The 21619-nt window shown below is 47.4% G+C and carries 19 protein-coding genes; 12 read left to right on the forward strand and 7 right to left on the reverse strand.

The genetic code is table 11. The features are described from left to right. Positions 1–163: 163 nt before the first annotated feature. The 3 genes from SCIP_RS06455 to SCIP_RS06465 all read right to left on the reverse strand — a co-directional run bounded on the left by SCIP_RS06455 (position 164) and on the right by SCIP_RS06465 (position 3617). Complete coding sequence (locus SCIP_RS06455; RefSeq protein ID WP_006293506.1) at positions 164–1519, reverse strand: ABC transporter substrate-binding protein; 1356 nt, start codon at positions 1517–1519, stop codon at positions 164–166. Positions 1520–1698: 179 nt separating this feature from the next. Then, positions 1699–2700: a carbohydrate ABC transporter permease gene (locus tag SCIP_RS06460; RefSeq protein WP_006293505.1), complete on the reverse strand. Its 1002-nt coding sequence runs from the start codon at positions 2698–2700 to the stop codon at positions 1699–1701. Then, complete coding sequence (locus SCIP_RS06465; RefSeq protein WP_006293504.1) at positions 2697–3617, reverse strand: carbohydrate ABC transporter permease; 921 nt, start codon at positions 3615–3617, stop codon at positions 2697–2699. The genes SCIP_RS06460 and SCIP_RS06465 overlap by 4 nt, the downstream gene beginning before the upstream one ends. 226 nt (positions 3618–3843) lie before the next feature. On the opposite strand from SCIP_RS06465, the gene SCIP_RS06470 reads away from it, so the two are divergent. The 8 genes from SCIP_RS06470 to SCIP_RS06505 all read left to right on the forward strand — a co-directional run bounded on the left by SCIP_RS06470 (position 3844) and on the right by SCIP_RS06505 (position 11346). Further along, complete coding sequence (locus tag SCIP_RS06470; protein WP_006293503.1) at positions 3844–4869, forward strand: LacI family DNA-binding transcriptional regulator; 1026 nt, start codon at positions 3844–3846, stop codon at positions 4867–4869. Between the two features lie 13 nt (positions 4870–4882). Then, positions 4883–5551 carry an endonuclease III domain-containing protein gene (locus SCIP_RS06475; RefSeq protein WP_231288042.1) on the forward strand — a complete coding sequence of 223 codons (669 nt, stop codon included), beginning with the start codon at positions 4883–4885 and terminating at the stop codon, positions 5549–5551. 166 nt (positions 5552–5717) lie between these two features. Next, the gene (locus SCIP_RS08365) at positions 5718–7886 is read left to right on the forward strand and encodes a hypothetical protein (protein ID WP_006293501.1); all 2169 of its coding nucleotides are present in this window, start codon (positions 5718–5720) and stop codon (positions 7884–7886) included. Positions 7887–7888: 2 nt separating this feature from the next. Beyond that, complete coding sequence (locus SCIP_RS07570) at positions 7889–8560, forward strand: hypothetical protein (protein ID WP_006293859.1); 672 nt, start codon at positions 7889–7891, stop codon at positions 8558–8560. Between the two features lie 2 nt (positions 8561–8562). Beyond that, positions 8563–9231 (forward strand): hypothetical protein, encoded by a 669-nt coding sequence (locus SCIP_RS07575; protein ID WP_006293499.1) that lies wholly within the window; start codon positions 8563–8565, stop codon positions 9229–9231. 2 nt (positions 9232–9233) lie between these two features. Then, on the forward strand, positions 9234–9647 hold the full coding sequence (locus tag SCIP_RS06495; protein ID WP_006293498.1) for a hypothetical protein: 414 nt from the start codon (positions 9234–9236) through the stop codon (positions 9645–9647). 29 nt (positions 9648–9676) lie between these two features. Further along, a complete protein-coding gene (locus tag SCIP_RS06500) occupies positions 9677–9964 on the forward strand; it encodes a hypothetical protein (RefSeq protein WP_006293497.1) in 288 nt (95 codons plus the stop codon). 167 nt (positions 9965–10131) lie between these two features. Then, positions 10132–11346, forward strand: coding sequence for an aminotransferase class I/II-fold pyridoxal phosphate-dependent enzyme (locus SCIP_RS06505; RefSeq protein ID WP_040591400.1), 1215 nt, complete (start codon positions 10132–10134; stop codon positions 11344–11346). A 178-nt stretch (positions 11347–11524) separates the two neighbouring features. Here SCIP_RS06505 and SCIP_RS06510 read toward each other — a convergent pair whose 3' ends face one another. Together SCIP_RS06510 and SCIP_RS06515 are read right to left on the reverse strand one after the other, a co-directional pair. Next, positions 11525–11941: a hypothetical protein gene (locus tag SCIP_RS06510; RefSeq protein WP_040591398.1), complete on the reverse strand. Its 417-nt coding sequence runs from the start codon at positions 11939–11941 to the stop codon at positions 11525–11527. A gap of 173 nt (positions 11942–12114) precedes the next feature. Continuing rightward, a complete protein-coding gene (locus tag SCIP_RS06515) occupies positions 12115–12852 on the reverse strand; it encodes a glucose 1-dehydrogenase (RefSeq protein WP_006293493.1) in 738 nt (245 codons plus the stop codon). Between the two features lie 286 nt (positions 12853–13138). Here SCIP_RS06515 and SCIP_RS06520 point away from each other — a divergent pair, with 286 nt between their 5' ends. Next, positions 13139–13729, forward strand: a complete 591-nt coding sequence (locus SCIP_RS06520) for an Hsp20/alpha crystallin family protein (protein ID WP_040591265.1) — start codon at positions 13139–13141, stop codon at positions 13727–13729. Between the two features lie 180 nt (positions 13730–13909). On the opposite strand, the gene SCIP_RS06525 is transcribed toward SCIP_RS06520, so the two are convergent. Beyond that, complete coding sequence (locus SCIP_RS06525; RefSeq protein WP_144427353.1) at positions 13910–14704, reverse strand: hypothetical protein; 795 nt, start codon at positions 14702–14704, stop codon at positions 13910–13912. A 266-nt stretch (positions 14705–14970) separates the two neighbouring features. Between SCIP_RS06525 and nth the strand changes: the two genes are divergently transcribed. The 3 genes from nth to valS all read left to right on the forward strand — a co-directional run bounded on the left by nth (position 14971) and on the right by valS (position 20463). Next, a complete protein-coding gene (nth, locus tag SCIP_RS06530) occupies positions 14971–15603 on the forward strand; it encodes an endonuclease III (protein ID WP_006293490.1) in 633 nt (210 codons plus the stop codon). Positions 15604–15712: 109 nt separating this feature from the next. After that, positions 15713–17428, forward strand: a complete 1716-nt coding sequence (locus SCIP_RS06535) for an ABC transporter substrate-binding protein (RefSeq protein ID WP_115672850.1) — start codon at positions 15713–15715, stop codon at positions 17426–17428. A gap of 59 nt (positions 17429–17487) precedes the next feature. Further along, positions 17488–20463 carry a valine--tRNA ligase gene (valS, locus tag SCIP_RS06540; RefSeq protein ID WP_006293488.1) on the forward strand — a complete coding sequence of 992 codons (2976 nt, stop codon included), beginning with the start codon at positions 17488–17490 and terminating at the stop codon, positions 20461–20463. Positions 20464–20599: 136 nt separating this feature from the next. On the opposite strand, the gene SCIP_RS06545 is transcribed toward valS, so the two are convergent. After that, on the reverse strand, positions 20600–20914 hold the full coding sequence (locus SCIP_RS06545) for a chorismate mutase (protein WP_050752392.1): 315 nt from the start codon (positions 20912–20914) through the stop codon (positions 20600–20602). Positions 20915–21619: the final 705 nt, after the last annotated feature.

Here is a 21619-nt window from a genome sequence, read left to right on the forward strand (position 1 = left end):
CGGTAACTCGTCCATCGAGTATTTTCATACGCAATGGGCGGTGTCTCCATGCGGAGGCAGCGCCCATCTCAGTTTTGCTTTGCAGCTGCCTGAGCAGCTACCCATTTATTAAGTATTAGGATAACTTATTACTCACTGGCAGCGATCACCTAAATACTGGGCATTACTCCCCCATGGTAAAACCCTGCTGCTTGCCGTACTCAATCAGCTTGGCCTGCCAGTTGGCAATACCCTTGCTGAGGGTAATGGATTTATCGGTGTAAGCGCCACCAGCTGAATCAGCAAAGATCTTACGGGCATAGACCTCGAAGGGAAGGTTCTCATAACCGGTCAGAACCCGCGAGGCAGCCTTAGCAAGTTCCCTGTTATACTCCTGACCGCCGAAGTACTCAATATCCTTGCCGGCAGAATTCTTAACAGTCTTCACGCTCAGGAAGGAGTCACTCTTGAGTGTGTTGTTGTCAGCAGGGAAAGCACCGCCGTCCACACGAGTCTTGATACCTTCTGCATCATGATTGGCATACTCAATGAACTTATAGGCAGCAGTTGCTTTATCAGAAGAGCTCAGCACAGACAAAGTGGACCCGCCGTTTTCAGCATTGGCAGTATTCCCATCTTTGGTTGGCATCTGAGCTACGCGCCACTTGCCTGTTGCCTGCGGAGCACTCCCCACCAGGGTAGCCGGCATCCACGCTCCGGTCATCAGAGAAGCAATGGAGCCGTCGCCCAAACCACGATTCCAGTCATCGGTCCAACCCTTCACCTTAGTGTTGATCAGACCCTCATCAATCATCTTCTGCCACCACTTGACAAACTCCTTAGTTCCAGCGTTCTTTGTCAAGCTTATAGAAACTGTCTTCCCGTCAGTGGATGTCTTATAGGGATGCCCTCCAGCAGACCAGACCATGGAGTCAAAGAAACCCGCATCACCGGAATCTGATGTAATGTAAGAACCAACTGCCCTAATCTTCTTCGCAGCCTGATAATACTCTTCCCAGGTGGTAGGGACCTTGGTTACACCAGCCTTGTCAAAAACTGCCTTGTTGTAGAAGAGCGCCATAGGGCCAGAATCCATAGGCAGACCATACAACTTATTCTGCCAATGAACCGATGCCCAGGTACCTGGGGTGTAGAAGCCCTTATATTTTGCAGCTCCCATGGAGCTCAGATCTTTCAAAGTTCCATTAATCGCATACTGAGGCAAGGCATAATATTCAATCTGAGCTACATCTGGTGCGCCTTTGCCTGCATCAACCGCATTATTCAGAGCAGTATAAGCGTCAAGGTTGGTACCTACATTGTTCAGTTTAACTTTAATATTAGGGTATTTCTTCTCAAACTTAGTTACCACATTTTTCAGTGTTGGTTCCCAGGCCCACACCGAAATTGTTACCTTAGCGTTGGCATCAGCAGACACATCTTTGGGGCCGGACTCAGAGGAACCACATGCTGCAAAAGCGCCGAGCATAGCAATAGACCCTGCCAGTGCTACTAATTTTTTTCCAATGGAAAACTTCATCGTTAATCCCTTTCTTTTGAGCTCTCCCCTTCTTTTTACAGGGAAGAGCTGATTATATATAGCATCTCTGTTCCTGTCTGCTGTTTTCCCGCCAAGAGAACAGCAGAAAACAGAGCTGCTGATTATTCGTAATGAAAATGCTGAATATTATTCCAGCCTTCTTATCTACCTTGCCTCCTTTATTCCTTGACAGCCCCAGCTGCCAATCCGGATTGCCAGTATTTCTGTAAGAGAAGAAAAGCAATAATCAGAGGAATAATTGTCAGTAACGACCCAGTCAAAACTAAATTTTGGATCGGCTGGGCACCAGCGGTATTGGCTTGCTTATTCCACTGATTCAGGCCAATTGTCAAAGGATACCAGGTGGAATCCTTCAGCATAATTAAAGGCAAGAAGTAATTATTCCAGGTTGCCACAATAGTGAAGAGGGCAGTTGTTACGATTCCCGGAGCCAGCAACGGAAGGGCAACAGTGAAGAATGTCCTCATCTCCCCTGCTCCATCGACTCGGGCAGCTTCCAGAAGTTCAGTAGGAACAGCCTGCTCGCTGAAGATCCACATTAAATACAAGCCAAAAGGACTGATAAGGCTGGGGATAATCATAGCCCAAGGAGTATCAGTAATACCAATCTTGGCAAATAGGAGGAACTGAGGTACAGCAAGAGCAATGCCAGGAACACTAATAGAACCAATGATAATAGCGAAAACAGCTTTACGACCCGGGAAACGGAACTTAGCCAGAGCATAACCGCCCATAATAGCTAGGAGAGTCGCCCCGCCAGCGCCAACCACTACATAAAGCAGAGTATTAAGAAACCAACGAGTAAAGATACCACCCTGGTAGGTGAACGTGGCAACGATATTATCCCAGAGGGCGAAGGTATGGCCGAAACCCAAACCAAAGGTAGACACAAAATCAGATTGGATCTTTGTTGCGTTGATCATCAGCCAGACCAAAGGGAAAAGACAGTATATGGCAAAAATTCCGGTGAGAATAGTTAGAGTTGTACTCCGACGAGGATTAGATGGATTCGAAAATCCTATCTTGGCAGCTCTTTTGCGTTCCGCTGCTTCATCTTTGGCAACCCGCTTCTGCCGCTGACGTTCTGCTTTTTTTGCAGCTTTCTCCTGCTCTTTTAAGCTGCGTTTGTCACTAATAGTCTCAGTTGTTGCTTCAATCACTTCATCTGCTCCTTCATACTGTTTAACTGAACAGCGTAAGCAATAACCATGGTGATAACAGCCATCACGATTGCCAGCGCAGCGGCATAATTGGATTGCCCTCCCAGGAAACTCAGGTTATAGGCATACATATTGGGCGTGTAATAGGTGGTTATTCCGTTGCCCGGAACCATGGAAGAAAGAACTGATGGTTCGTTGAAGAGCTGGAAGGAACCAATAATGGAGAAAATAACGGTAATAGCTAAAGATCCCTTTAACTCAGGAAGCTTAATCTTCCTGACGATATCCCATTCGGTAGCTCCATCGATAGAAGCTGCTTCATACAGAGAGTGAGGAATAGTAGACAGGGATGAATAAAAAATCAGCATATTATAACCTGTAAATTCCCAGGTGTTAATATTCCCGATGGATACCAGTAGAACTTTAGGAGACAAAACATCCCAATCTGTTCCCAACCAGTTGTTCAGAGAGCCGACCAAACCATACTTTGCTCCGTAGATGAAACCCCACATCAAAGCAGATACCACAGCAGGAACAGCATAGGGCAGGAAGGTTGAAATTCGGAAGAATTTTGTTCCGTGCAGTTTCATGGAATCAATAGCCAGGGCCAGCAGTGCTGCCAGAATTAGCATAATAGGCACCTGTACTACGGTGAACAGGGCTACCCGCCTCACTGAACTCCAGAAATCAGGATCGTGAAAGAGCCTGATATAGTTACTAAAACCGGCAAACTGCTCCCCTCCAATCAATCTCTTCTGAAAGAAACTGATATAAATAGCATAAAAAATAGGGACGATGAAAACAAAGACGAAAACTACTGCGAACGGCCACATAAATTTCCAGCCGCGCCAATCAGCCTTATGCCTGTTTTTCGTTATCATCTCCGCTTCAGTAGTCGCATCCCGAGTACCTGACATCGGCAGCCCTCCTCTGTGAGAACGCACAAGTCCTTGCTGAAAGACCGTATGCAATCATTATCCTCGACAGATTAAAATGTTTGCGTTAACGTTGTACCATGAACCAGGATACAAGATTTTTGCGTCATCGAAAAAATTAAATGATTCGCCCATTTTATCGATTATCGATGTTTGCGTTAGCATAGTTGTAGGGATAAAGATTATCGCAACGATAACGAGGTAACTTATGTCACGTCTTCACCATATTCACCCTGTTTCTTTAATCGACGTGGCCCAGGCAGCCGGAGTGTCCACTCAAACTGTTTCCCGCGTTGCCAACGGAAGCCCAGCCGTTAAAGAGAATACCAGAGTCAAAGTGCAGCATGTTATGGATGCTCTGGGCTACCACCCTAATTCGGCAGCCCGCATGCTTAAAAGAGGAAGTTTCAGGACAATAGGAGTAATCCTCTTTAACTTTGATTCAGTTGGTAACATCAATCTGCTCAAAGGAATTTCTGCCGCTGCAAAAAAATCCGGGTACGCCATAACTCTGCTCATTGCGGATGACAAGAACGATAAATCTCTTGAATTGGCAATTAACCATATACAAAATCTAGCAATTGATGGGGTTATCGTAGTGGCTGGAACTCACCTTCAGAACATTAACAGCTATGTTCCTCCTCAAAATCTACCTCTGGTTCTGATCACAGAAGGACCGGTTACATACTGCCATACCATTGATAATGACCAGTACGGATGCGCGGCAGAAGCCACAGAATATCTGCTTTCCCTGGGCCACAAAACGGTATATCATGTTTGCGGCCCCATCAACTCCATCACAGCAGACGGACGAGAACGCGGCTGGCGCGAGACCCTGCTGAAACATAAGATACAACCTCCTCAGGTATTAGTTGGTGATTGGACTGCAGACAGTGGTTACGCGAACGGATGTGCCTTAGCCTCCTATCCCACCTGCACTGCTGTGTTTGCAGCCAATGATCAAACTGCAAACGGTATCATAGCTGGTTTAGAATCCTGCAACAAAAAAGTTCCTAAGGACGTGAGTGTTGTGGGTGTTGACGATTCTTTGAAAGGAATCATCCCCCATCTTGATATTACTACTATGCGCATTGACTTCGACGAACTGGGCAGGCAGTCTTTTACTTTGATTCTGGATATCTTAGCAGGCAATGGGCCTGATGTGAATACGAAAATAGTTCTTCCCGCCAAACTCATTAAACGAAAAACGGCAGACAGGCCGCAAACTGCTTAGCGAAGGGACTCATATGACGCCTACGATGTCAACCAATGCCAGCAAGAGAATTTTCGCTACCCTGCTTGAGCTGGAAGGTAAGCAAGGATGGTGGCCTGCGGCAACTGATTTTGAAATGATGATTGGCGCTATCCTGGTTCAACACACCGCCTGGGCGAACGTAGAATACTCTCTCAATCATCTGCGGGATGCCGGTATTTTGTCTGCACAAAAAATCTTTGAAGCCCAACCTCAGAATCTGGAGGCTCTGATACGGCCGACCGGGTTCATGAAAGCAAAAGCGCGTACCTGTCATGCCCTGTCAAACTGGCTGCTCGACCATGAATGCGAATCTGATAACATTCCGGAAGATACTTCAATCCCCCGTTTGAGAGAGAGCCTGCTGTCTGTCAAGGGAATCGGTCAGGAAACCGCTGATGTTATTCGGCTCTACGCCTTCAAAGAAAAGTGCTTTATCTGGGACGTCTATGCCCGCAGAATGCTTGCTGCCCTGGGCTATCCCTCCTATTCCACTTATGAGGCAGCTTTGAAAAATCAGGATGTTTTCATTAGCCTTGATGATTATTCTCTAGACCAACTTGGCGAATACCATGGCCTGATTGTTGAAGCAGGCAAGAGAGCTGGGAAAGAAAAAAGCTGGGAGTTTTTGACAAGTCAAATAATTTCACAACCAGACAGATGACTAGATGATTTCTTAACCAGGACACTTGTCCTGCGCAGTGGTAGAGTTTGAAGTACGGAAATATACTTTATTTAGGATTTCAGGAAGATGAGAGTCTCCGCAGAGTCTCCACACAAAGGATGGAGATTCTGGAAGACCAATAGAGGTTATCCGGAAGGGGTTTGGTATGCGGGTAGATTTTCAGCAGGTTCTTTCCCGACTGCGGGAAGAAAACCGGATTGCGAAAGAGAAATTTTCTCAATGCCAAACCTTCATCACCCGCATCTCAACATTTTCACTATCCTCCTACCAACTAGAAGGAGCAGCTTACAGAGCCTGGGAAAAAACGCTCCACAGTCGAATAATTTTTCTCAAAGCCCAATGGAACACATGGAACGCGCTCAGCCAAGACAACCAGCATCACATCACCCTCATCACCAGTCTCATGGGCAAAGGACTACCCTCGGTTATCGATACTGACCAGATCACCGGACGCATAACAGAATGCAACCGCAGAATCACCATTATCAATGAACAGAAAAACCAACTTGGAATCCCGCGCAACAATCAACTTAACGACCCCACTACTTCTCCCAACCCTCTGACCTACCCCGACCCACAAATCAATCTTCTCAGCAGCAACATCAACCTGCTGACTGCTCTGCGCACCAGCCTGCAGCATCAGCTCGACCTGTTCAACGATTACCAGTGCAAAGCCCGTTCTATTTATGCTCAATCCACCAGCCAAGCACACCTATTAAACCAGGCGAACACTGCCATGCAAGCCATCGCCAGCGGGCAGACCCCCACCATGACCTGGACCACCACAGTAGACACCACCTATGATTCCAACAACCTTAAAGGTATTAAAGCCGCCCTCAGCCCGGCACAATATAAAGCACTCATGGATGCCCTGATAATAACCAAAGGGCGGCCAGAGCTAGGCAGTCTGGACCCAAAGAAGCTATACTCTGATGGGAAAATTAACACAAACCTGTGGCAGGCCCTCTTCCACCTGCCCGCCCAATACATCACCGAGAACATGAGCACCGCAGCCGTCAAAGCTCTCGAAAACATGGCATCAGGGCAAAACAACACAAATAAGCCAGACATAACAAACCTCAATAAAGTAATTCGCTGGGCATTTATTCGAGATGGGCAGAAAACAAACGTTACAGTTTTTGATCGCGCACCTACAGATCCAGCAAACTATGTACATAATATCACCTTACAAGCCTACGGCTATAAGCTCAGTCCTTTCTCTCTGCGCATGCTTTCCAGCTCCAAGGCTCTCGTGAACCAACAATCATCAACAAAAAATTCAGCAGAAAAATATCAATGGTCCAACAGGGCAATGATAAACCAGATGCTGCAGATGCTTGCCTCCGTCCGCACAAAAAAATTAAATGACAAAAACTCTATCTGGGATTGGTCCAAAACGGGGCTAACAATAAAAGCTGGCTTAGGAACACCCAAAAAAGATCCTAATGCTGCACGCATGATTGTCCTGTCTATCCAACCCACTTATACTCTGCCATTCAGCGGCAACAGACTCCCCACACCTGATTTAAGCCAATATTCAGTAGGGTTCAGTGGGACTGCTAATAAAGTAGCCACCCTCTTACACACTCTCCAGAATAATCCAGAAGACAACGATGATTACAACTTCTGGTGGGATCTGGCAAAACTATCTTTCAAAGAAGCCGCCAGTGAATGCGTTGGATTAATACCAGGAGTAGGCACTGGAATTTCTATAATTCAAGGAATTCTTGATGTTATACTAACCAGCAATGACGATAAGAATCAAGCTGAAGCAAAACGCTTACAGGCGAAACGACTTAACAAGCTTGCAGGACTGATAGACCGGATATCAGGCAACCCAATTTTCAACAGATCCGATACCAACTTATTCGGTCTAGGTGTCACTTTCATAAACAACCCAGGAATAACTGGCGAAGGGAACTACACCGATCCATCCCACCTCAACATACTCGTTGACAATCACAAGCGAGCGGAGCTCCTCAACCTTCTCAGTGCGTATGACAAGGCAACAGGGAAATATTATTCATATAACGATTTCATTAACGCAATTAGCCATCACTTTATCGATATTTTTTCGACAAAAAAAGCAACTGGTGATACTGCAAAATTCCTGGAATGGTGCGGACAAGATGCTGATTTAGTCTACAAGCATGATCTTATTGATAAATACGGTACGCTGCACAAGGCAGGATCCCCGGTAATATTAACCTCCACACAACCATCAAACTACCAGTACTACACAGATACAGACGGACAATACGATAACTATCAGCTTCGTTCCCAATATTTAGCGGAGCAGAAAGCAGGACACTAACCATGACTCAAGACCATGAGAACCAAACCAGTAGAAACTCCGCCAACCCCCGCGACTGGCTGTGGATTATCCTCATTCTTCTGATTATCCTCTCACCCTTACTCTACCTTCTCAGTAAAACAGGAATACTCGCCATCCAAAACAAGATAGAAGAACCACAACGAGAACAAGCAACACAAGTAGCTAACATGGAATTCTACTACACCGCCACCCTACGCCAAGCCGACCCCACCATGATCGGCACCATCTTCAAACCAATACCCAAAAACTTCACCAAAAACAACAACCCCAACACCTGGATGACAGACCCCATCAAACCCAGCGGAAAAAAACTATTAGCAAAACTCATCACCGCATACAATCAAGACAACCCCACACAGAAAACCAACATCACCCAAATACAAGACTACTACGGCAAAAACTGGAAAACCAACTGCACCAACAACACCAACAACCCAGTACAACAATTCACCCTCTGGTGCGGACAAGATGCTGATTTAGTCTACAAGCATGATCTTATTGATAAATACGGTACGCTGCACAAGGCAGGATCCCCGGTAATATTAACCTCCACACAACCATCAAACTACCAGTACTACACAGATACAGACGGACAATACGATAACTATCAGCTTCGTTCCCAATATTTAGCGGAGCAGAAAGCAGGACACTAACCATGACTCAAGACCATGAGAACCAAACCAGTAGAAACTCCGCCAACCCCCGCGACTGGCTGTGGATTATCCTCATTCTTCTGATTATCCTCTCACCCTTACTCTACCTTCTCAGTAAAACAGGAATACTCGCCATCCAAAACAAGATAGAAGAACCACAACGAGAACAAGCAACACAAGTAGCTAACATGGAATTCTACTACACCGCCACCCTACGCCAAGCCGACCCCACCATGATCGGCACCATCTTCAAACCAATACCCAAAAACTTCACCAAAAACAACAACCCCAACACCTGGATGACAGACCCCATCAAACCCAGCGGAAAAAAACTATTAGCAAAACTCATCACCGCATACAATCAAGACAACCCCACACAGAAAACCAACATCACCCAAATACAAGACTACTACGGCAAAAACTGGAAAACCAACTGCACCAACAACACCAACAACCCAGTACAACAATTCACCCTCTGGTGCGGACAAGATGCTGATTTAGTCTACAAGCATAATGTCACCGACCCAGACGGAACCGTCCACCACAAAGGAGAACCTGCAAACCGGGATGATCCCCCAACAAACTACCGATACACAAAAGCAATGAACAATGATTACAAAGACTTCATCCCACGTTCCCAATATTTAGCGGAGCAGAAAGCAGGACAGTAACCATGCTAGAAAACACCAGTACTTCCCAGTACCTGCAAGATGCATATTGGCAAGCCGATCAGACAATGAATCGCCATCAAAAAGAGTTAGAAGAACAGGATAAAAACATTACTCATACCTATCATTACGCTCAAAGTCAGATGGAGGGGGCTAACCAGCAGACTATCACCACCATTCGCTTCGTTAACGAATACCTTGCAGCCCTGACAGATATAGGGCAAGAAGGCAGACAGCTCCTTGCAGATGTCAACAATCTGGAGAGTTTACGCATCATGGCTTTGAGCAAACTGGACGATTTAGCCCAGGAACAGGCAAAAGCCAGGCAGCGACTCGACGACCTCTACAACCAGTATGAGCAGGAACATCAGACTGCTATCAGACAGCTCGACCGTCAACGAGAATTGAACAACCGCTAAACCCTCAGATAAATTATGAAGGCGAAACTATGACAACCTCAGCCACCAGTACTACCATCCACTCATCAGCCTCAACACAGGTCGCCCAAACAGACCTGACCAAAGGTTTGGCCTCCTATACTGCCATTAGGCTCCAGTCTCTAGCCTCTATCGATCCCGTGGCAGGTATCAGCAGCCATGACAGCCCTATCATAAGCAGCTTAATCAAAGCCGGACACTCTTGGAAAAGTCTCCTTACCAAAGACAGTACCGCACTCATCAGAATCAATGACCAGCTTACTCAGGCAGACAAAACCGCAGCAAAAAACTTCCAATAAACAGAGGATCTGAAGAAACCGCTACGCCTCCTCATCTCACAATATGCCAATCTTTTTGATTGTGCCCACTAACCACCTGCCTCAGGTATCTTCTTCCTCAGGAAAGGTTTTACAGAGCGCACATTGCCAAAGCTGTGCGATATGATGGCAGAAAATCGGAGGCACATATGCAGGAATTCAGGAAGTCATCGAAGCTGGGCAACGTTCTCTACGACGTGCGTGGTCCCGTGGTGCAGGAAGCTGCCCGCATGGAAGAAGACGGTAAAAAGATACTCAAACTCAACATAGGCAACCCCGCTACTTTCGATTTCACTGCCCCCGACGAGGTCATCCATGACATGATGAGCAACCTGACAGACAGCGAAGGTTATTCTGATTCCCGGGGCCTTTTTGCTGCCCGCAAAGCCATCATGCAGTACTACCAGCTCAGGAAAATTCCTAACCTTGACATCAAAGATATCTATACCGGCAACGGAGTGAGCGAGCTCATCAACCTGGCTATGCAGGCCCTCTTAGATGATGGCGACGAGATTCTCATCCCTGCCCCTGACTACCCTCTCTGGACTGCCTGCGCCACTCTAGCCGGAGGCAAGGCCGTCCATTACCTGTGCGATGAGCAGTCTGATTGGAATCCCGATCTGGCAGATATGGAAAAGAAAATCACCGATAAAACCAAGGCCATTGTTGTTATTAACCCCAACAATCCTACAGGGGCGGTCTATCCTCAAGAAGTTCTGGAAGGAATTGTCAATCTGGCTCGCCGCCACCATCTGATGATTTTCTGCGATGAAATCTATGACCGTTTAATTATGGACGGATTCCAGCACACATCCATCGCTGCCCTGGCTCCTGATCTTTTCTGCGTCACTTTTTCCGGCCTGTCCAAATCCCACATGGTAGCTGGCTTCCGGGTGGGCTGGATGGTTATCAGCGGAAACAAAAACCTGGGCCGTGACTACATGGAGGGCATCAATATGCTGTCCAATATGCGTCTGTGCTCCAACGTTCCAGCCCAGTCTATTGTGCAGACGGCTCTGGGCGGCTACCAGAGTGTGCAGGAGTACCTGGTTCCGGGAGGCCGCATTTATGAGCAGAGAGAATGCATCTACAAACTCCTGTCCGATATTCCTGGAATCAGTGTAGTTAAGCCCAAGGCTGCTTTCTACATTTTCCCCAAAATAGATGTGAAAAAATTTAATATTACCAGCGATATGCAGTTTGCTTATGATTTTCTCCATACCAAGCAGGTCCTGGTTGTTCAGGGAACAGGTTTTAATTGGCCTCGGCCTGATCACTTCCGCATAGTCTACCTGCCTCACAGGCGAACGCTTAAGACGGCCAGCCAAAAACTGGAGGATTTCCTCTCTTCCTACCAGCAGTAATATCAACAATAATATCAACAATAACTTGCGGCAAGTTTATGGGGCCCCACTATCAGGTGAGACCCCATAAAACCCAGAGGTTTCGTTATCTCTATAAGGAAGCCTTACAGGGATCAGCAGAAAAGGACTGGTCACTATATGTAAGCTATGTAGATATTGTAGCTTACATTTTTGCCTATCAGTAGTTATTAGCGCCAGGACCTTCAAAATGGACAGTAAAACCACGCTCATAATGAAGGAACATATTTGCCCCATACCGATCCACATCACGGTGGGTAAAGAGCATACGAATGGCAAACGCTGTTTGCACATTGTAGGGCAGATCCCGGAAAGCCTTGTGGGCGTCCCAGTTAGGAGGAGCAATGGCCTGGTCAGGGACATAAGCATAGCCGTAACCATCTTCGTTGACATAGCCCATGAAAGGCAAGTCCCATGCATTATGATCGGTTAAAGCTTTCTTGTAATCCTCAACTTGAGCAAGCTCTTCATCGGTAATGCCAAAACGCTTGGCAACTTCATTGGCGGCTGCAGTCTTAGCCGCAGCATCATCCTTGAACAAAGCCGTATTAACAATGATAGTCTTATCGTTTTCCACAAACACTCCTTCCGCTTTGTAAGATGTTTCGTGGATGCGCATCCACCGCTGATGATCATCATCATCCTCGATGAAACGCATACTGTAAGATTAGCATATTTTGGACTGGGGGTAAAAACGTTTCATTTTTTTGCCTTCAGGCAGACTAGCTTTCAGACAGACTGAGAGAAGAATTACTGAGCGGTGTATCCTCCATCGCAGACGAACTCGCTGCCTGTAGAGAAGGAAGATTCATCAGAAGCCAGGAAAACAGCCATATTAGCTACTTCCACTGCCTCACCCAGCCGCTTAACCGGGTGGAGTGAAACCAAATGATCCAACATCTCAGGATGAGAATCAATCATAGGGGTATGAATATATCCAGGATGAATAGTATTGATGCGAATATTGTACCCTTTGCGGGCGCAATCTAGGGCAGCGGACTTGCTCATAATGCGCACAGCTCCCTTGGAAGCATTATACGCAAACAGATCCGGGTCTCCAATCAAGCCTTCAATAGAGCTGAGACTAATGATGGAACCACCATGATCTTTCATATTCTCAATGCCGTATTTCATCCCCAGCATCATACCGTCCAGATTGATAGACAGGAGATGATGCCACGATTCCATAGTGGTCTGCTCAATATCCTCGAAGGTAGCTATTCCGGCGTTGTTCATAACCACATCTACCCTGCCGAACTTCTTCCTGGTCTGAGCAAAAACATGCAGCCATTCATCTTCCTTGGCAACATCATGATGAATATAGAAAGCGCTGTCACCCAACTTTTCAGCTTCGGCCTGACCATTGGCGTCGTCAATATCGGTCATGACAACCTTTGCGCCTTCTTCAATAAATCGCTGAGCGCTTGCCAATCCAATGCCTTTTGCTGCACCGGTGATAATTGCTACTTTGTCATCTAAGCGTCCCATAAATACTCCTTTGTCTGGGAAACTTGCGATCCGTAATTTTTTCATCTTTGCTGGTTATACGAAATCTTTGCTAGCTTTGCCAGTCGCAGATTTAACCCAGCTGACTACAACGGACTTTTCTATTGTATCTCAAAAAACTCAATTTTTCTCTTACAGGTAAAAAGAGGAAGTCTGCGCAAGGGACAGAGTTAAGAATATCAGATGGGCACATCAGAGCTGATGCCTTAATTGACTTCGCTCTCTGGGCTCATACCAATCTATAACCGCGATGTTAGGAGTATAAATTATGGCTATGTTACCGGCATTGTTTGATGATCCTCTCTTCGAGGATACCTTTGATGACTGGTTTGATGATCCTTTCTTTGCCCGTATGCGTAGGGCAGCTCTGGGCCTGAACCCTGGCGACAAAAATGCTGATGACAAGGATAACAACCGTCATCACGGCCACGGCTTTGGCCTGGTCCCGGCGAATTTCGCTTCGTCTAACCTGATGCGCACTGATGTCCGCGAGAACAAGGACAGTTATGATGTTAGCATTGATATGCCAGGCTTTAAGAAAGATGACATATCTATTGAATTGAATGACGGATATCTGACCGTATCGGCTCACAAAGACGAAACTCACCAGGAAGAATCCAAGGATGGCAACAACGCTGACAGCACTGACAAAGACAGCAACGACAAGGCTCAGGATGGCAAATGGATCCGCCGCGAACGTTACGTTGGCACCTGCTCCCGCAGCTTTTATGTGGGAGATAAAGTCACAGATTCTGATATCCATGCCCAGTACACAGACGGTACGTTGAATCTGCAGATAGCCAAGGTTGAGCCCGAACCACAGGTAGAGCAAAAGCATACTATTGCCATTGAAGGATGAGGCTAAGAAGCTGACAAGGAAGGCCGCCATCAACAGACCAAAGGAAAAATATAGGGTCTGGAAAAGGTAAAATCTTAAAGACCATAAATAAATAAGGTCCCTGAATAGTCCAGCTCACGTTCTGCTGGAACCGTTCGGGGGCCTTATTTTATTTTATTTTTATTGCGCTGGTTTTGGCCGTTAAAGCAGACTTTGAGCAGCAGCGAGAAAGAGGGGAATAAGGCCGCAGATCATCACAGGAATCATTGCAAGGCCTACCCAGGCATAAGGCTCAGCTCGGCGGGAAGTGCGAGCAGACGGTTGGGCCTGAGCAGGAGCAGACCGATCGGTAGAACGCTGAGTCCGGTCATGAAGCTGATGATTTTCATCTTTCACCCAAAGGGCGCTGACTCCCATAACCGCAATAAGCAGCACCGCTGCCAGCAGGGTCGCGCAGAAAGAGAAAAGCGGATGTACAGACCAGAAGGATCCCAATCCTCTGGGCGAAGGAAAAACACCCCAGCCCGATGCAAGGAATCCCATGGCCCCACTCATCAACGTAGTCGACAGAGAAGCAATTAAATGTCTGCGTTCCTTGCGCAGAAGCTCAACCAAAAAAGCCGCAATTACCATGATGGCAGCAGCAATTCCCATGATGCGCAGCCAAACCGGTGGAGTAAGCGCGACCATGGAAGAGACCAGGCCAGCCAAGACCATAAAGACAGCGGACAGGCGCGGAGGCAAAGCCGTTTGTGCAGTCCGTCCAAAAGGATAAAAATATACAAAAACCAAGGTAACCATGCAGGCGGCAACAGCAGTAAAAATGCTGAAAGGCCCGCGGCCAACAGTCAGGTAGCGCAAAATCACCATGCAGATCATGATGACAAAGGCCAAGCCATGAGTGGAGCCAACGCTCATATTTTTATGGTTGTTCTGGTCATTTCCGCGGCCTGATGGTAATGCTGATAATACCGCAGCATCGTCTGTTGTCGTCAAGAAACCTCCCGGAGGGTAGATAGTTACCAGTTTAATGCATTGTCTGGTCTCATGAACACCGTCGGCCAAGCCGAAGGACTCTTCCCTTATTTCTTCCTTATTTCCCGCGTATACTAAAAATTATGATTAGGAAGTCGGCATCGAAACCAAAAAATGCGGAAAAAAATACAGGACAACAGCCAGGAAAGCAAGTAAAAAAATCCGTTCAAAAACGCGCAGAAAAATCAGAGCGCCGGCTAGAGAGCCGGAAAGCCTTGCGCCAGCGGATGCACAGGGAGTACGACATCCTGCGCCAGGTTTATCCTCATCCCCAGTCTGCTCTTAACTTCCGCAATGCCTTTGAACTTCTTATTGCCACTATGATGAGTGCCCAAACCACCGACGTTCAGGTCAACAAAGTTACTCCCGAGCTCTTTAACCGCTACCCCACTCCCCAGGCATTGGCTCAGGCTCATGTGCAGGATGTGGAACAAATTATCAGAACTATTGGCTTTTTCCATACTAAAGCTCAGCGGGCAATCATGATTGCCCACGAACTGCTTACCCGCTTTGACGGCCAGGTTCCTGCCACCATGGAGGAACTGACATCTCTGCCAGGAGTGGGAAGGAAGACTGCCAATGTAGTTTTGGGCAACGCCTTTGATCTGCCAGGATTCCCGGTTGATACCCATGTAATTCGGGTAACAGGCCGACTCCACTGGAGAAGTGATTGGAGGACAGCCAAGGGCGATCCGGAAAAAATCGAGACAGAAATCACAGCTGCTTTCCCTCCCTCAGAATGGAAAGACCTAAGCCACAGGCTCATCAACCTGGGCCGGGATACCTGCCATGCCCGCAAACCCGAATGCCTAGTCTGCCCTGTGCGGGAAAGCTGTCCCAGTTTTGGGCTCTTTATATGAGTCCTATCAGCACTATCAAAATACAATGCAAGGATACATGCAAGTCCATCCGCGGATTCTGCTGCCACTTTTCCTGCCATAGGGCAAAAGACAGGCTACACTGGGTATCATGACATCTTCCTCACCGCGCAACCCGAACGAGTCTTCAAAGCAACCGATGGACTCCGAAACCAGGCAGGGCACTGGTAATACCAGGTTTTCCCCGGGGAAAAAACATTACGGGCATAAAGAGTGGCATAAAGAGTATAGAGGGCATAATCCGCTGCTTGAAAAGAAAACAACCCCTGGTCAATGGGCACTATTCTTAGTTATTGTTCTGGTCACAAGCCTGGTCGCCTCTCTTGTCTATAGCTATACGGTCACGGGGAGCATCAGCCCATCATCTACTTTTTCCGCTCTGCTGGGCAAAAATAGAAAAGCCGGGAATACTCCTGTCGCTGTCGGAGTCAGCTCTGTGCCTGAAAATCTCAATTTGGCCTCCAGCAGCGATGATGCTGTCAGCCAGGCTTTGCTGGGCAACGTCTATCAACCCTTGCTCCAGCGGAAAAAAACGACCAACTCAGTAGAAGCCTCTTCTGATCTGGTCAGCTCCTGGACTGTAGACAAAGCCGGTCTCATATATACTTTTGAGATCAAAAAAAGAGTCTACTTTTCTAACGGCCAGGAAATGACAGTCAATGACATTATCCGCTGCCTGCAAACCGGAGTTAAGAATAATTATCCAGGTTACAGCAGCTTAAAAAATGCTCGTTCTGTTACTTCCTCTGCTGGTGCAGCCTCCACTAAACTCATTATTACCCTTTCCAGCCCTCAGCCGGATTTACCTTGGCTCCTGGCAGGTCGGATGGGAATTGTTTACGGGCAGGAAACTTCCCAGGCATCAGGGACGGGGCCTTTTACCATTGGAAATTTCAAGAAAGGCTCCAGCCTGGACCTGGAAGCAAGAAGGGATCATCAGTACCAGAGATCGAACCTGAGCAAGGTAACTTTACGGGCTTACCCCTCTCAAGACAAAGGATTTCAGGCTGTTCATACAGGGGATATAGACGCCTATGTGCCTTCAGGCCCGGTCAGTATCGCCACCATTGCAGAAGCTAAGAAAAATGGAACTGCTGTGGACATAGCCGACACCGGGACTCGGGTTGCCCTGGCCTTCAATGAATCAGCTGATTCTATCTTCTCCGAACAGCATGCCCGGGAGGCCTATCGGGATATCATCAATAGGAATGCCCTGATATCGGCTTTAGGCTACCAGGCTTCTGCTCTGGCTGGGCCTATCCCCTCAGTCGATCCAGGATACCAGGATTTGAATAAATTTTATCCACAAAATATACCCAGCGCAAAAAATAAACTCTGGTATTTTGGTTTCACGTCAAGCACCCTGGTTTATCCTCAAAGCATGGGCCCCCGCATTGGGGAAATCCTCAAAAAGCAATGTGCTCTGGCAGGACAATCAGTTACAGTTCTCATGCTCAACGACAAGGACTACCACCAAAGGGTAGAAAAAGACAAAAACTTTGATATGGCCCTGGTCAGATACACCGGTAGCCACGACCTGGGAACCCTGGTTGATCCTGACTATTTTATTTCATACACCGATTCAATCACCGATGAAAACTGGGCAGCCACCTCCAGCGCATCCTCAGACGCCGCCTATATCAAGGGTTTAACCAAGACTGCCGCCAGACTTGCTCAGAAGGCTGCCTTTGCCTGGCTGTATCAGGAAAAATCAGCTATCGCCCGCAAGCCTTCTTTAAGCGCAATTAGTACCACATCTCCCCAGTCCTATCTGCCCCTCTGGTCTGGTCTTCAGACGATAGATTAGAGGCTCTTCAGACGACCTAGTTTTAGGGCATGTCAGCACAAAAACGTAGAATTCACATTATGACTGACACGAGCAAAAGCATTGAAAATATTGATGAGACAACCCATGCGTCAAGCCCTGAAACCGAATCAGTGAAAGCCGACCTGGCTCCTCTGCCCGACAGGGCCGGAGTCGAGGGCCTAGAGGAAAAATGGACCCGTCGCTGGGAAGAAGAAGGAACCTACAAATTCCGCAATACCAGTGATCGCAAGGCTGTCTATTCTATTGATACCCCTCCTCCTACCGTGTCTGGTTCTCTCCATGTCGGTCATGTTTTTTCATACACTCATACTGATATTATCGCCCGGTTTAAGCGAATGCAGGGTTTTGATGTCTTCTATCCCATGGGGTGGGATGATAATGGGCTCCCTACTGAGAGACGGGTACAGAATTATTACGGAGTTCGGGTTGACACATCCCTCAAGTATGACCCTGATTTCAAGCCACCTTTCGAAGGGACAGAGGGGAAGAAGATCCAGGCGAAGGATCAGGTGCCCGTCTCCAGACAGAACTTCATTGAACTGTGTGAAAAGCTGACCGCCAAAGATGAAAAACTCTTCGAAGATCTATGGAGAACTTTGGGATTGTCAGTAGACTGGTCTCAGACCTATCACACCATTGGCGACCATCCCAGACGGGTGGCCCAGAAGGCCTTTCTGCGTAATCTTGCCCGGGGAGAAGCCTATCAGCAGGATGCTCCCGGACTGTGGGACGTAACTTTTCAGACTGCTGTGGCTCAGGCTGAGCTGGAAAGCCGCGAGTACGACGGATTCTATCATAAAATCGCCTTCCATTGTGAAGACGGAACCCCCCTTTATATTGAAACTACGCGACCCGAGCTCCTGCCTGCCTGCGTTGCACTGATCGCCCACCCCGATGATGCGCGATACCAGAAGTATTTTGGCCACCATGTTTATTCTCCCCTCTTTAAGGTAAAAGTCCCTGTAGTAGCACATCCTGCAGCTGAAATGGACAAGGGTGCCGGTATTGCCATGTGCTGTACTTTTGGTGACGTGACAGATGTTCAGTGGTGGCGCGATTTAAAGCTCCCCACCCGGTCAATTCTTCAGCGGAACGGCCGGCTGATTATGGAGACTCCTGACTGGATTGAGGATTCAGAAGGACGAAGCAATTTTGCTCATCTGGCTGGAAAGACCACTTTCTCTGCCCGTAAAGAAATCGTTGATCTTCTGCACGAATCTGGCGATATGGATGGAGAACCCAGGCCAACCAAACGTATGACCAATTTTTACGAAAAAGGCGATAAACCCTTGGAAATCGTGACCTCCCGCCAGTGGTATCTGAAAAATGGAGGAACAGATGCAAAGATTCGGAAGGATTTAATTGACCTGGGCAGGCAACTCGATTTTCATCCGGATTTTATGCGGGTGCGTTATGAAAATTGGGTAAATGGGCTCAACGGTGACTGGCTAGTCTCCCGGCAGCGATTCTTTGGAGTTCCCTTCCCTCTTTGGTATCCTATTTCGCAATCTGGAGCTGTGGATTACGCTCATCCCCTGACTCCGACTGAAGATCAACTCCCAATTGATCCCACGACCGACGTTCCTGAAGGATATAAGGAAGATCAGCGGGATCAGGCTGGTGGCTTTACTGCTGAAAAAGATATTATGGACACCTGGGCAACCAGCTCCCTTACCCCTCAGATTGTTACCCGCTGGGAAGAAGCGGGGCAAGAAAACCAGGCAATCTTTAACGCTACCTTCCCTATGGATCTGAGGCCTCAGGGACAGGATATTATTCGTACCTGGCTCTTCAGCTCTATGGACCGGGCGTATTTGGAAAATCACCAATTGCCTTGGACTCACACTACTCTGTCTGGCTGGATTCTGGATCCTGACCACAAGAAAATGAGTAAATCCAAGGGAAATGTGGTCGTCCCCTCAGAACCGATTGAAAAATTTGGAGCTGACGCAGTGCGCTACTGGGCCGCTTCTGCCCGACTGGGGACTGACGCTGCATACGAAATTAGCCAAATGAAAATTGGCCGCAGGCTGGCTATTAAACTCCTGAACGCCACAAAATTCGCCCTGTCCATAGGCCGGGAAGACGCCAATCATCACGTCGGACAATCTGCCCGGACAACCTGGAAATTCTCTGATGTAACTGTCGCCTTGGATCGGTCGGTAATGGCTGCCCTAGCTTCTGTCATCGATACAGCCACCGAAGCTCTGAATGCCTATGATCATGCCAAAGCCCTGGAAATCATTGAAACCTTTTTCTGGCAGTTCTGCGATGACTATATTGAACTTGCAAAGAACCGAGCTTACGGCACGGCCAAAGCCACAGGGAAAGTACCGACGAAGGAAGAAGTTTTGTCCGCTCGCACCACTCTAGGTCTGGTTTTGGATGCATTTGCTCGCCTTCTGGCTCCCTACCTTCCTTATGCCAGTGAGGAAACATACAGTTGGATGCATGAAAACGGCGGTTCAGTTCACAGGGCTGCTTGGCCGGTTTCGACCCCCTACAGGATTGCAGCTGCGGGTGCCGATCCGGCTATGCTTCAGTGGTGTGGTGATGCTCTGGCTGCCCTGCGTAAAATTAAGTCCGAGAATAAGGTCTCCATGAAGACACCGATCCTCAGGGCAACTTTGTCGATAAACGGTTCGGCTCAGAGCACATCAGCCCAGGGAACATCGACCCAAGGAGCATCAGCCCAGGGAACATCATCAGCCCAGAGCACAAATGAAGCGAATGAGGGCCAACAGGAGAACAGCAACCATTCAGTCCCTGCCTCTCCCGCCGATTTTGTTCGCTCTGCCCTGGTTGACATAGCCGAAGCAGGTCATGTCACCGGACCGATTACTATCGTTTCTGCCCAGCCAGCGGCCGATGCTGTTCCTGAAGATGTCAATAGTGTTGCTAAGGCCGACACTGCTGGTGGCGCAAGCGGTTCTGAGTCTGAAAAGCAAAATCCTGTTCTCGTTATCAGCAGCGAATTAGGTGAAGCTCCCAAGAAAGAACCTCGAAAGAAGTAAATCTTCCTTAATTCTCTTCATCTTCGGCTCTTCTGGTGCACTAAAATCTCATGTGCGGTATGTGTGGGGTTTCTGTGTGGGATCTCGTTCAATCCTCGAGACTCCACACATACCAAAAAGTACCATTTATCGTATCTTATCGTGCTCCCTCAGAACGCTCTTGTTCTTTTGCCTTTTCCCTGACCATCTTCACATAGGCAAGAGCAATCGAAGGATTCAACCCATATTCTTCAGCTACATGTAGCATGTCTTCTTCCTGTGCTCTTTCACGATCAGGATCAAAAGCATCGAGATGATGTTCTGCTTTCAATTCGCCTACCAACTTAGTCACGGCAAAACGCTGGGCTAGCAACGCTATGACCTGATGGTCAATATCGTCAATGCGGCAGCGACAAGTATTCAATTGGAAATTCACTTGGGAAGCATATGAATTTTCAGCTTTTTCCATCATATTTACGAATGTACACCGTAGTCAGAATGGATTTTATCCATACCCTCTTCCTGCACGACCAGACCGATACGAGTTATAGCGAACCACCCCTCACCCAACTGCACTATACGAAAAATAAAATGGCAAAAAATAGCCAAAATAAAATTCTACCGATACAGTTGGGTGAGGGGTGGTGGGGAAATAACCATGATTTTATCAATCAAAGTCCCGCACTCCAAAATTATAAAATTTTACGTAGTGCATTTTTATAATTTTAATACCTTATTTGACAACAAAACTCGCTGGAACAGCATTACTCATAAAATTAAAATTATTGCGAAAGGGGACATTCACATGAAAAAGTATATTGAGACCATAAAAATCATTTGATAAATTTTGTAAGAAAGCAAAACACGCAAGCAAGCACTTCCACTCATTGACGAGTGGCTGAAAACAGTGTCTAAACAGTATCTAAATACGCCCTAAATGTCATCAAGGCAGCCTAAGACGCAACGACGAGATCCAAGTGGAAGGACACAAAAGGGAAAGATTTGGAAAAAGGAAATAAGGGGGAATAATAAGAAGGCGATAATACGGCGACAATAAGGTAATAATAGGGGGAAAGCCGATCCCCACGAAACACGGGGCCCCGGCTCACCGGCTCTTACTTTTCACACTCACCAGACTCGTCAAACTCGTAAGACGGAATCGCCATCAGAATAGGCC

The organism is Scardovia inopinata JCM 12537, assembly GCF_001042695.1.
GTDB classification, from domain to species: Bacteria; Actinomycetota; Actinomycetes; order Actinomycetales; family Bifidobacteriaceae; genus Scardovia; species Scardovia inopinata.